Consider the following 12,114-nt stretch of genomic DNA (forward strand, 5'->3'; position numbering starts at 1 on the left):
TACACCTAGTCTCTACTTTGCCAAATAATTGATACGCCATATATCAAACACATCAAGGCAAGGTAAAATGTGGCCATCATGCTATGAGATACATTTAAAGCAAGTTCATCAGCTAATAAAAAAATAGCCCCCATGCTAAAAAGTAATCCAAGCACAACATGTTTATAAGCGATGGTATCAACCGTATTTAAAAATTCATCCTTATATGTAAGGCGATAGCCAAGTTTCCATGTAAATCCACCTCTAATTACAAACATAAAGAATGAACCAATAAATGCGGCACCACCAATAAACAGTAAAGGCACTGATGTTTGCTTGAGCATTGGGTAAACACTAATAATTAATAACGTGACCCCCATGAATATTGAAAACCATGCGTTATGACTCATAAACTTTTCTTCCGTTTTGATATCTTGCTTAGACATAATCGTTTCCTTTTATTTTCAACTCAAATGTAACCTATAGGTATCAATGTAACCCTAGGGTATCATGTGGTCAAGTTTTTTTGTAACCTGTAGGTATCAAAAAGTTTCAGCGCTGATTCATATTCTTGTACCTAAGCTTGTTTACGAACCTTTTTATGTGTTGGGCAATGCATTTGCGCCTAACTCCCGCTATGATATGAACATTGTTTGCCCATTTTTAAGGATGATTATGAAAACCTTACTGAAAATCGTTGGTGTCATCTTCGTATTACTGATTGCATTGGTAGTCGCAGCACCATTTCTCATACCTACAGACGCGATATTTAATAAAGTATCGGAGCAAGTAGAACAAACCACAGGTCGTAGTCTGACTATTAACGGCGATAAAAAGTTGTCGGTATTTCCATCATTAAAACTCGAATTGAATGATGTGCACTTTGCCAATATGCAAACGGGCTCGCAAAAAGATATGGCGAGCATGCAACAACTTGCTATTCGTATCCCTTGGATGTCGTTATTTGGCGGTGAGTTTAAGCTAGATAAATTTGTGATTAACGAACCAACGATTTTGTTAGAAACCGATAAAAATGGTAAAGCAAACTGGCAATTATTTGATGCGGTTGCTGAGCAACCACAGACAGAGCAGCAAAAGAGTTCTAGCGCAGTTAACTTACCAGATAACTTTGATATCGAGCTTGGTGAAGTGGCAATCTATGGCGGTACTTTTACTTATCTAGACGGTAAAACCGGGGCAAAACAACAGATAAGCGATTTAGAGTTAGCCATCTTATTACCTTCTCTTCGTAAGACCTTAGAGTTAAAAGGCGGTATTACCTATATGGGTGAGCGCTTTAACTTAGATGTCACGCTAGATACACCGGTAAAAGCAATTGAAGGCGAAACCTTTAATGTCAGCACTGAGGTTGATTCTCGCTTAGTCGACTTGAACTTTAAAGGTGCAATTGCAGAAATGGGTAATGATGTGCAAGGGCTTCTTTCTGTTAGTGGTGACTCTGTTAAAAACATTGCGAGCTGGCAAGGTGTAGAGCTTAATGCAAAAGAAAATGCGTTTAATGCCTTTAATGTAAAAGGTTCAATGCACCTAAAAGGACAGCAGTTTAAGCTTACTGAGCTACTAGCCACGCTAGATGAGCTGCAAATTAAAGGTAAAAGCGATATTAAGCTTGGTGACCGTTTAGCTGTAAATGCCGATATTGATTTAGGGATGCTTGATTTAAACCCTTACTTACCGGAGGGCGTAGCTAAAGAAGAACAAGCAGAGCCTGCAGCAGATGCGCCTGCACAGCCAATTGTTTGGGATGATACTGCAATTGACATGAGCGGCTTAAATGCATTGGATGCAAATGTAGTCGTGCGTTCAAGTGGCTTAAAAGCAAATGATATTACTCTTGGTGAAAACCAGTTAACGGTGAACCTAAAAAATGCAGTGGCTAAAATCAGCCTAGATAAGTTTGTTGCTTATGAAGGCAATGGTAAAGGTGTGATCACCGTCAATGCCAAGCAAACACCGTATAAAATTAGTACCAACTTTGCTTTAGATAAAATTGATGCACAGCCATTACTGACTGATGCAGCTGGTTTCGATAAGTTGATGGGTAAAGGCTCTCTAAACTGGGATCTTACGACCACAGGTCAAAGTCAAAAGAGCTTTATTAATGCATTAAATGGTAAGTTAGGCTTTGAGTTTGCAGATGGTGCGGTAAAAGGTGCCAACATCGCAGAGATGGTTCGTAAAGCAAAAGAGCTTATAAAAGGTAACTTAAGTGCAGTATCTGAAGGGTTAGATACTGGCTTTGATAACTCACAGCAAACAGACTTCTCGGCATTGAAGGGCAGTTTTGTATTCACTAATGGTGTAGGTGAAAATAAAGACTTGTCGCTACTTAGCCCGCTTGTCCGTATTACTGGTTCAGGTAAGGTTGATTTACCAATGACGACTGTTGATTACCGTTTAGTGACAGGTATTGTTGATTCAATCGAAGGTCAAGGCACGACCGATGACAGCACAGGCTTTAAAATTCCACTGCGTATCAAAGGTCCATTTCATGATGTTGGCTATAGCTTAGATGTTAGTGATGCGGCGAAAGAAGAAGTGAAAGAAAAAGCTAAAGATAAAATTAAAGACAAATTAAAAGGTCTATTTGGTAATTAATTAAAATTTAATTAAATACTAAAACAGGGCGCATTTGCGCCCTGTTTGTTTTATAATCAATAACAAACCAGCAAGCTGCTGTAATTCCTCAATGCAGGCATTGCGATTAATTCCAAATTAATTAAAAAATAACCTACCACTTCCTTGCCATTGCTGCTACAATTGCCCGCCCTTAAGAGACAACTTGCTTGTTTTTTGAGTGGAATTTAACCGAAATGTCTTGATTTTAAACAAAATTAAGGCGTGTTGTAATTTCTACACCGGAGGTCATTAACATGATCCAAATGCAAACTCAGCTGGACGTTGCTGATAACAGCGGCGCTCGCAAAGTGCAGTGTATTAAAGTCCTTGGCGGTTCGCACCGTCGCTACGCAGCGGTTGGCGATATCATCAAAGTTTCTGTAAAAGAAGCTATTCCTCGCGGTAAAGTGAAGAAAGGTGATGTTAAAAACGCGGTAGTTGTGCGTACTAAAAAAGGCGTTCGTCGTCCGGACGGTTCTTTGATCCGTTTCGATAGCAATGCGGCTGTTATCTTAAACGATAACTTACAGCCAATTGGTACTCGTATCTTCGGCCCTGTGACTCGTGAACTTCGTACTGAAAAGTTCATGAAAATCGTTTCACTAGCACCAGAAGTACTATAAGGAGTCTATCATGGCAGCAAAAATCCGTCGTGATGACGAAGTAATCGTACTAGCAGGCAAAGACAAAGGTAAGCGCGGTAAAGTGCTTTCAGTTGTTGCTGAATCTGGTCGAGTATTTGTCGAAGGCATCAACTTAATCAAGAAGCACCAAAAGCCTGTTCCTCAGTTGAACCAAGCTGGCGGTATTGTTGAGAAAGAAGCGTCTATCGACGTATCAAACGTTGCGATCTACAACTCGGAAACGGGTAAAGCAGATCGTGTAGGTTTCAAGATTGAAGATGGTAAGAAATTACGTATCTTTAAATCTACTGGTAAAACTATCTAATAGTTGGAGTAGAATGATGGCGAAACTGCATGAATTATACAAAGACAAAGTAGTTGCTGAGCTTCAAGAGAAGTTTGGTTTCAGCTCTGTCATGCAAGTCCCTCAGATCGAAAAGATCACATTAAACATGGGTGTGGGCGAAGCTCTAGCTGACAAGAAGATCCTAGATAACGCTGTTGCGGATCTAGAAGCAATCTCTGGTCAGAAACCTCTAATCACTAAAGCACGCAAATCAGTTGCTGGCTTCAAAGTGCGTGAAGGTTACCCAATTGGTTGTAAAGTAACCCTACGTGGCGAGCGTATGTGGGACTTTTTTGAGCGTTTGGTTTCAATCGCTATCCCACGTATCCGTGACTTCCGTGGTGTAAGTGCTAAGTCTTTCGATGGACGTGGTAACTACAGCATGGGCGTACGTGAGCAAATCATCTTCCCAGAAATCGATTATGATAAAGTAGACCGTGTACGTGGTCTTGATATCACTATCACTACTTCTGCGAAAACAGATGATGAAGGCCGTGCGTTGTTAGAAGCGTTTAACTTCCCATTCAAGAAATAAGGGTAGGGTTATGGCAAAGAATTCTATGAAAGCGCGCGAAGCAAAGCGCACTAAATTAGTTGCTCAGTTCGCTGAAAAGCGTGCGGCACTAAAAGCTATCATCAGCGATGTGAAAACATCTGACGATGATCGTTGGGACGCGGTATTAAAGCTACAAGCTTTACCACGTGATTCTAGCCCTTCACGTCAACGTAATCGTTGTAACGTTACGGGCCGCCCACACGGTTACCTTCGCAAATTCGGCATGAGCCGTATCAAAGTTCGCGAAGCAGCTATGCGCGGTGAAATTCCTGGCCTTAAAAAGGCTAGCTGGTAATAGTATCACGGGAGTAAGACTATGAGCTTGCAAGATCCTATTGCGGATTTGTTTACACGTATCCGTAACGGTCAGTCAGCGAAGAAAGTATCAGTAACGATGCCAACTTCAAAACTGAAAGTAGCAGTAGCTAAAGTATTAAAAGATGAAGGTTATATCGCAGATTACGCTGTAAGCGGTGAAGCGAAGCCTGAGCTTTCTATCGAATTAAAATATTTCGAAGGCAAAGCTGTTATTGAAAATATCCAGCGTGTTAGCCGCCCTGGTCTACGTATCTATAAGAAACGTGACGAATTACCAAAGGTAATGGGTGGTCTTGGTATCGCTATCGTATCAACTTCTAAAGGCCTAATGACAGACCGCGCAGCACGTAGTGCCGGCGTTGGTGGTGAGATCATTGGCTTTGTAGCTTAATCGGAGGGGAACTATGTCTCGCATAGCAAAGGCACCAATCAATGTTCCTGCCGGTGTAGAAGTTACATTAAAAGGCCAGGAAATCACAGTTAAAGGCAAAAACGGTGAATTAACTCGCACTATCAACGACGCTGTTGAAGTACAAGTTAACGACAACGTTATTACAACTTTACCTCGTGAAGGCGTAGTCAATGCATGGGCACAAGCAGGTACTGCTCGCGCTCTTATCAACAACATGGTTGTTGGTACGCATGAAGGTTACGAGAAGAAACTTCAGTTAGTAGGTGTTGGTTACCGTGCAGCAGCTAAGGGCAAAGTATTAGACTTAACTCTTGGTTTCTCACACCCAGTTAATTTCGAAGTACCAGAAGGTATTACGATTGAAACACCAAGCCAAACAGAAGTTCTAGTTAAGGGCGTAGACAAGCAGTTAGTTGGTCAAACAGCTGCTAACATCCGTGCATACCGTAAACCTGAGCCTTATAAAGGTAAAGGTGTTCGTTACGCGGACGAGAATGTACGCCGTAAAGAGGCTAAGAAGAAGTAAGGTAAGACGATGGATAAAAAAACAGCTCGTCTACGTCGTGCTAAACGCACTCGTAGAAATTACATTGAACAAGGCACAACGCGTCTTGTTATCCACCGCACGCCACGTCACATTTACGCTCAAGTAGTTACTGCTGAGGGTACTGTACTGGCTGCTGCTTCTACTGTTGAAAAAGCAATTAGCGAAACAGTTAAAGGCACAGGTAACGTTGCAGCTGCTCAAGCAGTTGGTAAAGCGGTTGCTGAACGTGCAGCTGACAAAGGCATCGAAAAGATTGCTTTTGATCGCAGTGGCTTTAAATATCACGGCCGTGTGAAGGCGCTTGCTGATGCAGCGCGTGAAGCCGGTCTGCAATTCTAGGAGTAGACAATGGCTAACGTAGAAGCAAAGCAACAACAGCCTGATTTGGCTGAAAAGCTAATCGCGGTAAACCGTGTGTCTAAAGTGGTTAAAGGTGGTCGTATCTTTAGCTTCACTGCACTAACTGTAGTTGGTGACGGCGCAGGTAAAGTAGGTTTTGGTTATGGTAAAGCACGTGAAGTTCCAGCTGCTATTCAAAAAGCAATGGAAAAAGCACGTCGCAACATGATCAGCGTAGAACTAAACGGCAACACGCTACAGCACCCAATCAAGGGTCGCCACGCGGGTTCTAAAGTATACATGCAGCCTGCTTCTGAAGGTACAGGTATCATCGCCGGTGGTGCGATGCGTGCAGTACTAGAAGTAACTGGTGTACAGAACGTACTGTCAAAAGCATACGGTTCAACTAACCCGATCAACATCGTTCGTGCAACGATTGCTGCTCTTGAGAACATGAACTCTCCAGAAGCTATCGCTGCTAAACGTGGTCTTAGCGTTGACGAAATCACGGGGTAAACCATGGCTAATAAAACTGTTAAAGTAACACAAGTAAAGAGCTCTATCGGTCGTTTACCGAAGCATAAAGCTACATTACGTGGTCTTGGTCTACGTCGTATCAATCACACTGTTGAGTTAGAAGACACAGCATGTGTGCGTGGTATGATTAACCAAGTTTCTTACATGGTAAAGGTTGAGGGTTAATTCGATGCGTTTGAATACACTTTCACCTGCTGCTGGTGCAAAAACTGAAAAGAAACGTCTAGGTCGTGGTATCGGTTCTGGTCTTGGTAAGACTGGTGGCCGTGGTCATAAAGGTCAAAAATCACGTTCTGGCGGTAAAGTACGCGTTGGTTTCGAAGGCGGTCAAATGCCTATGCAACGTCGTCTACCTAAATTTGGTTTCACTTCACGTAAATCATTAGTATCTACTGAAGTTAACCTTTTTGAAATCGCTAAAGTTGAAGGCGATGTAGTAGACGTAAACGCGTTACAAGCAGCTGGTCTAGTTAAAAAGAACATCCAGTTCGTTAAAGTAGTAAAATCTGGCGAAGTTTCACGCGCAGTTACCGTTAAAGGTCTTAAAGTGACTAAAGGTGCTCGCGAAGCTATCGAAGCTGCCGGAGGCAAGGTAGAAGACTAAGGAAGTACTAATGGCTAAACCAGGTCAAGATATGAAAAGTGCACAAAGTGGGCTTTCGGAATTGAAGCGTCGATTACTATTTGTATTAGGTGCTATCATTATTTACCGTCTAGGTTCATTCGTGCCGATCCCTGGGATTGACGCCGCTGTACTTGCCGATTTCTTCGAGCAACAAAAGGGCACCATTGTTGAAATGTTTAACATGTTCAGCGGTGGTGCGCTTGAGCGCGCTTCAGTGTTAGCACTGGGTATTATGCCGTACATCTCGGCTTCGATTATTACGCAACTATTAACGCATATGTATCCGCCGTTTATAGAGCTTAAGAAAGAAGGTGAGCAAGGGCGTAAGAAAATTAGCCAGTACACACGCTACGGCACGCTTGTGCTTGCTACTATCCAATCAATCGGTATTGCTACCAGCTTACCGAGCATGATGGACGGGTTAGTTGTTAACCCTGGTATCGGTTTCTACTTCACTGCTGTAGTGAGTTTAGTAACAGGTACTATGTTCCTAATGTGGTTGGGCGAGCAAATTACAGAACGTGGTATCGGTAACGGTATTTCAGTTCTGATTTTTGTTGGTATCGTAGCTAACCTGCCGTCTGCTATTGGTTCGACAGCCGAAATGGCGCGCCAAGGTGATCTGAATGTACTTGTACTGTTATTGATTGCTGTAATCGTATTCGCTGTTACTTACCTAGTTGTATTCTTCGAGCGTGGTCAACGTCGTATCGTCGTTAACTATGCGAAGCGTCAACAAGGTCGTCAGGTATTTGCTGCTCAAAGCACGCACTTACCACTGAAAGTAAACATGGCGGGTGTTATTCCACCAATCTTTGCTAGCAGTATAATTCTGTTCCCTGGTACAATTGCAAGCTGGTTCGGCCAGGGTGAAGGTCCGGTCGCTGATGTGCTACAAGCAATCGCTACAACGTTGACTCCAGGTCAGCCTTTATATGCGATGGTTTTAGCTGCGGCTATTATCTTCTTCTGCTTTTTCTACACCGCGTTGGTATTTAACCCGCGTGAAACAGCAGATAACCTGAAAAAATCTGGCGCATTTATCCCAGGTATTCGTCCAGGTGAGCAGACATCTAAATACATTGATAAAGTGATGACACGCCTGACATTGGCAGGTGCTTTGTATATAACCTTTATCTGTCTGGTGCCCGAATTCATGACTATGGCATGGCAAACGCCATTCTATTTCGGCGGTACATCAATTTTGATTATCGTTGTTGTAATCATGGACTTTATGGCACAAGTACAGACGCATCTGATGTCACATCAGTATGATTCTGTGCTGAAAAAAGCAAACCTTAAAGGCTACGGCCGATAAGGTCATTTTACGGAGTTGAGCAATGAAAGTACGTGCTTCCGTTAAGAAAATATGCCGTAACTGTAAAGTTATTAAACGTGCTGGTGTAGTACGCGTAATTTGCAGTGAGCCTAAGCACAAGCAAAGGCAAGGCTAATTAAACAGTCGTGCAGGCTGAGTTATTCACTCGGCCTGTGTTTTTAGTTGTGATTTGGTCTTCGTTTGAGTATCCTTACGGGCTTTTCAAACAGATGATAACCAAATTCAAATATAGGAGATGTGTTAGTGGCCCGTATCGCTGGCATTAACGTCCCTGATCATAAACATGCAGTTATCGGTTTAACTGCTATTTATGGCATAGGTAAGACTCGCTCTAAGGCTATCTTAGCAGCGACTGGTATCGCCGAGACCACAAAAATCGGTGAACTTTCAGACGAAACACTTGACGTATTGCGTGAAGCAGTTGGCAAGTACACTGTAGAAGGTGACCTTCGTCGTGAAGTTACATTAAATATCAAGCGCCTTATGGACCTTGGTTGTTTCCGTGGCCTACGTCACCGTCGTTCGTTACCACTACGTGGTCAACGTACTAAGACTAACGCGCGTACTCGTAAGGGTCCTCGCAAGCCTATCAAGAAATAAGGTGGGGTAGATTATGGCTAAAGCACCAATTCGTCGTAAGAAGGTTAAAAAGCAAGTTGCTGATGGTATGGCTCACGTTCATGCTTCTTTCAACAACACTATTGTAACAATTACCGACCGTCAAGGTAATGCACTATCTTGGGCAACAGCAGGTGGTTCAGGTTTCCGTGGTTCACGTAAATCTACTCCATTCGCGGCTCAGGTTGCTGCAGAGCGTGCAGGTACTGCTGCTCAAGAATACGGTTTAAAAAATCTAGAAGTTTTCATTAAAGGTCCAGGTCCAGGTCGTGAATCTGCTGTACGTGCTTTGAATGCTGCTGGTTACCGTATCACCAACATCACTGACGTGACGCCAATCCCTCATAACGGTTGTCGTCCACCGAAGAAACGTCGCGTTTAACAATAGGTTAGGAGAAATAACATGGCAAGATATTTGGGCCCTAAGCTCAAGCTGAGTCGTCGTGAAGGTACTGACCTGTTCCTTAAAAGCGGCGTAAGAGCTATCGACTCTAAGTGTAAACTTGAGACTGCACCTGGTCAGCACGGCGCTCGTAAAGGTCGCTTATCTGATTACGGTTTACAGTTACGTGAAAAGCAAAAAGTACGTCGTATCTACGGTGTATTAGAAAAGCAATTCCGTAACTACTACAAAGAAGCTGCTCGCCTTAAAGGTAATACAGGTGAAAACTTGTTACAGCTTTTAGAGCAACGTTTAGACAATGTTGTATATCGCATGGGTTTTGCTAGCACACGCGCTGAAGCACGTCAGTTAGTTAGCCACAAAGCGATTTTAGTTAATGGTCGTGTAGTGAACATCCCTTCATACGTAATTACTCCAGAAGATACTGTTGTAATTCGTGAGAAGTCAAAAACACAAGCACGTATCATCGCTGCTCTAGAGTTGGCTGAGCAACGTGAAAAGCCGACTTGGGTTGAAGTTGACGGTAAGAAAATGGAAGGTAGCTTCAAGCGCCTACCTGAGCGTTCAGATCTGTCTGCGGACATTAACGAACAACTAATCGTCGAACTTTACTCTAAGTAAAGTTAAGAGTTAAGAGAGGATAAAATGCAGGGTTCTGTTACCGAATTCCTAAAACCAAGGTTAGTCGATATCGACGCTATCAACCCTACGCGTTCTAAAGTAGTTTTAGAACCATTAGAGCGTGGCTTCGGTCACACTTTGGGTAATGCCTTACGCCGTATACTGTTATCATCTATGCCTGGATGTGCAGTAACTGAAGTAGAAATCGACGGTGTATTGCATGAGTACAGCGCGAAAGAGGGTGTACAAGAAGACATCATTGAAATTCTGTTAAACCTTAAAGGTCTAGCAGTAACTTTAGAAGGCAAAGATGAAGTTTTTCTGACCCTGACTAAATCTGGTGTAGGCCCTGTGACTGCGGCTGATATTCAGCACGATGGTGATGTAACTATCGCCAACCCAGATCACGTTATCTGTCACCTTACGACAGATAGCAGCGAGATCAGCATGCGTATTCGTGTTGAGCGCGGTCGCGGTTATGTGCCGGCATCTAGTCGTTTATCCTCTGATGACGATGAGCGTCCAATTGGTCGTCTGCTGCTTGATGCATCATTCAGCCCAGTTGAACGTATTGCGTACTCGGTTGAATCAGCCCGTGTTGAGCAACGTACAGACTTAGACAAGTTAATCATTGATATGGAAACGAACGGCACTTTAGATCCTGAAGAAGCGATCCGCCGTGCGTCTACTATCTTAGCTGAGCAATTAGATGCATTCGTAGATTTACGTGATGTAACTGAGCCAGAAGAGAAAGAAGAGAAGCCAGAATTCGATCCTATTCTACTTCGTCCAGTTGATGATCTTGAACTAACAGTACGTTCAGCAAACTGTTTGAAAGCCGAGCAAATTCAATATATCGGTGATTTAGTTCAGCGCACTGAAGTTGAGCTTCTTAAAACGCCTAACTTAGGTAAGAAGTCTCTAACTGAAATTAAAGACGTGCTAGCTTCACGTGGTCTTTCTCTAGGTATGCGCCTAGAAAATTGGCCGCCTGCAAGCCTAGCTGAATAATCTAAATCACTATATTAGTTTAGTTAGAAGGATAGGGTCATGCGCCATCGTAAGAGTGGTCGTCAATTAAACCGTAACAGCAGCCATCGCAAAGCGATGTTCAGCAACATGGCTGGTTCTTTGGTGAAACATGAAATCATCAAAACAACTTTGCCTAAAGCTAAAGAGTTGCGCCGTGTAATTGAACCTTTAATCACACTGGCTAAGACTGACAGTGTAGCAAACCGCCGTTTAGCGTTTGCTCGCACGCGTGATAATGAAGTAGTTGGTAAATTATTCAGCGAAATCGGTCCACGTAATACAGACCGTCCTGGTGGTTACACTCGTATTCTTAAGTGTGGCTTCCGTGCTGGTGATAATGCACCAATGGCTTATATTGAACTAGTTGGTCGCCCAGCGACAAACGAAGAAGTTCAAGAAGACGCGCAGTCTGCAGAGTAAGTCGTAAAGACACCAAAAAGCCGAGCTTATGCTCGGCTTTTTACTTTCTGAAATTCACTTATCAATAAATTAACTCTATCAATCCCCAAACTTCACAATACAATCTTGAAGCACCTAGCACCTAGCACCTAGCACCTAGCACCTAGCACCTAGCACCTAGCACCTAGCACCTAGCACCTAGCACCTAGCACCTAGCAACTAAGATCACAGATAAAGATCACACCGCGTTCTTTAATAGCAACATCTTCTGTTATAGAAGTTAAAAACAGGCATATATATAAAATACAGTGGCTATATAGGCCTAATACGAGTGATTTAGTGCTATTTTTACGCGTTTCGTTCGTATTTTGCGCGAACAGTCATTTTTTTCATAAAAACTTCAAAAAACAGTTGATCTCAATTCGGATCTCCCTATAATGCGCATCCACCGACACGGCGGACTGCTTACAGAAAAGCAAAACGACGAGTTGGTTGAGTCAAGTAAGACTGAGTTTTGAAAAATAAACTTTTCTCAAAATTAAGTGTTGACAAAAATAACGGCTTGCGTAGAATGCACAGCCCTTGAGACACGAAAGTGAATCAAATGTTCTTTAACAATATAAAGCAATCATCTGTGTGGGCACTCGTACAGATTGGGTTCTAACAGCGAAGCTTAGTTTACTAAGTGGAGCAAACAAATTTAGAGTCTCAAATGTAACTGAGTGACTTCATAGTCAATTCGATATCGAAAGATATCAAAATCAGAATTCATTGAGCATG

The 12,114-nt window shown here is 42.8% G+C and carries 19 protein-coding genes; 18 read left to right on the plus strand and 1 reads right to left on the minus strand.

The features are described 5' to 3' along the window. Positions 1–5: 5 nt before the first annotated feature. Positions 6–425: a hypothetical protein gene (locus tag C2M25_RS19980; protein WP_063702334.1), complete on the minus strand. Its 420-nt coding sequence runs from the start codon at positions 423–425 to the stop codon at positions 6–8. Between the two features lie 229 nt (positions 426–654). Between C2M25_RS19980 and C2M25_RS19985 the strand changes: the two genes are divergently transcribed. The 18 genes from C2M25_RS19985 (at position 655) to rplQ (ending at position 11,355) form a co-directional block, all read left to right on the plus strand. Next, the gene (locus C2M25_RS19985) at positions 655–2,598 is read left to right on the plus strand and encodes an AsmA family protein (protein ID WP_063702332.1); all 1,944 of its coding nucleotides are present in this window, start codon (positions 655–657) and stop codon (positions 2,596–2,598) included. Positions 2,599–2,873: 275 nt separating this feature from the next. Continuing rightward, complete coding sequence (gene rplN / locus C2M25_RS19990) at positions 2,874–3,242, plus strand: 50S ribosomal protein L14 (RefSeq protein ID WP_010378257.1); 369 nt, start codon at positions 2,874–2,876, stop codon at positions 3,240–3,242. Positions 3,243–3,252: 10 nt separating this feature from the next. Then, positions 3,253–3,567, plus strand: coding sequence for a 50S ribosomal protein L24 (gene rplX / locus C2M25_RS19995; protein ID WP_054554391.1), 315 nt, complete (start codon positions 3,253–3,255; stop codon positions 3,565–3,567). A gap of 16 nt (positions 3,568–3,583) precedes the next feature. Then, entirely contained in the window at positions 3,584–4,123 is a 540-nt protein-coding gene (gene rplE, locus C2M25_RS20000) for a 50S ribosomal protein L5 (protein WP_063702328.1), read from the plus strand. A 10-nt stretch (positions 4,124–4,133) separates the two neighbouring features. Beyond that, positions 4,134–4,439: a 30S ribosomal protein S14 gene (gene rpsN / locus C2M25_RS20005; RefSeq protein ID WP_063702327.1), complete on the plus strand. Its 306-nt coding sequence runs from the start codon at positions 4,134–4,136 to the stop codon at positions 4,437–4,439. Positions 4,440–4,460: 21 nt separating this feature from the next. Next, complete coding sequence (gene rpsH / locus C2M25_RS20010) at positions 4,461–4,853, plus strand: 30S ribosomal protein S8 (RefSeq protein ID WP_063702326.1); 393 nt, start codon at positions 4,461–4,463, stop codon at positions 4,851–4,853. A 13-nt stretch (positions 4,854–4,866) separates the two neighbouring features. Next, a complete protein-coding gene (gene rplF, locus C2M25_RS20015) occupies positions 4,867–5,400 on the plus strand; it encodes a 50S ribosomal protein L6 (RefSeq protein ID WP_063702324.1) in 534 nt (177 codons plus the stop codon). Between the two features lie 9 nt (positions 5,401–5,409). Continuing rightward, complete coding sequence (gene rplR, locus C2M25_RS20020; RefSeq protein WP_036974021.1) at positions 5,410–5,760, plus strand: 50S ribosomal protein L18; 351 nt, start codon at positions 5,410–5,412, stop codon at positions 5,758–5,760. A 9-nt stretch (positions 5,761–5,769) separates the two neighbouring features. Beyond that, complete coding sequence (gene rpsE, locus C2M25_RS20025) at positions 5,770–6,276, plus strand: 30S ribosomal protein S5 (protein WP_063702321.1); 507 nt, start codon at positions 5,770–5,772, stop codon at positions 6,274–6,276. 3 nt (positions 6,277–6,279) lie between these two features. Next, positions 6,280–6,462, plus strand: a complete 183-nt coding sequence (rpmD, locus tag C2M25_RS20030) for a 50S ribosomal protein L30 (protein WP_016710201.1) — start codon at positions 6,280–6,282, stop codon at positions 6,460–6,462. Positions 6,463–6,466: 4 nt separating this feature from the next. Next, positions 6,467–6,901 (plus strand): 50S ribosomal protein L15, encoded by a 435-nt coding sequence (rplO, locus tag C2M25_RS20035; RefSeq protein ID WP_036974015.1) that lies wholly within the window; start codon positions 6,467–6,469, stop codon positions 6,899–6,901. Between the two features lie 10 nt (positions 6,902–6,911). Then, entirely contained in the window at positions 6,912–8,240 is a 1,329-nt protein-coding gene (gene secY / locus C2M25_RS20040; RefSeq protein ID WP_063702319.1) for a preprotein translocase subunit SecY, read from the plus strand. A gap of 22 nt (positions 8,241–8,262) precedes the next feature. Then, complete coding sequence (rpmJ, locus tag C2M25_RS20045) at positions 8,263–8,376, plus strand: 50S ribosomal protein L36 (protein ID WP_002959476.1); 114 nt, start codon at positions 8,263–8,265, stop codon at positions 8,374–8,376. 128 nt (positions 8,377–8,504) lie between these two features. Then, positions 8,505–8,861, plus strand: coding sequence for a 30S ribosomal protein S13 (gene rpsM, locus C2M25_RS20050; RefSeq protein WP_036974011.1), 357 nt, complete (start codon positions 8,505–8,507; stop codon positions 8,859–8,861). Positions 8,862–8,874: 13 nt separating this feature from the next. Further along, positions 8,875–9,261 (plus strand): 30S ribosomal protein S11, encoded by a 387-nt coding sequence (gene rpsK, locus C2M25_RS20055; RefSeq protein WP_036974009.1) that lies wholly within the window; start codon positions 8,875–8,877, stop codon positions 9,259–9,261. A gap of 21 nt (positions 9,262–9,282) precedes the next feature. Continuing rightward, positions 9,283–9,903, plus strand: a complete 621-nt coding sequence (gene rpsD / locus C2M25_RS20060) for a 30S ribosomal protein S4 (RefSeq protein WP_036974007.1) — start codon at positions 9,283–9,285, stop codon at positions 9,901–9,903. Positions 9,904–9,927: 24 nt separating this feature from the next. Then, positions 9,928–10,914 carry a DNA-directed RNA polymerase subunit alpha gene (locus tag C2M25_RS20065; RefSeq protein ID WP_004589198.1) on the plus strand — a complete coding sequence of 329 codons (987 nt, stop codon included), beginning with the start codon at positions 9,928–9,930 and terminating at the stop codon, positions 10,912–10,914. Between the two features lie 39 nt (positions 10,915–10,953). Further along, positions 10,954–11,355, plus strand: a complete 402-nt coding sequence (gene rplQ, locus C2M25_RS20070; protein ID WP_004589197.1) for a 50S ribosomal protein L17 — start codon at positions 10,954–10,956, stop codon at positions 11,353–11,355. Positions 11,356–12,114 lie beyond the last annotated feature (759 nt).

It is taken from the genome of Pseudoalteromonas sp. T1lg21 (assembly GCF_002964625.1).
Classification (GTDB): Bacteria; Pseudomonadota; Gammaproteobacteria; order Enterobacterales; family Alteromonadaceae; genus Pseudoalteromonas; species Pseudoalteromonas gelatinilytica.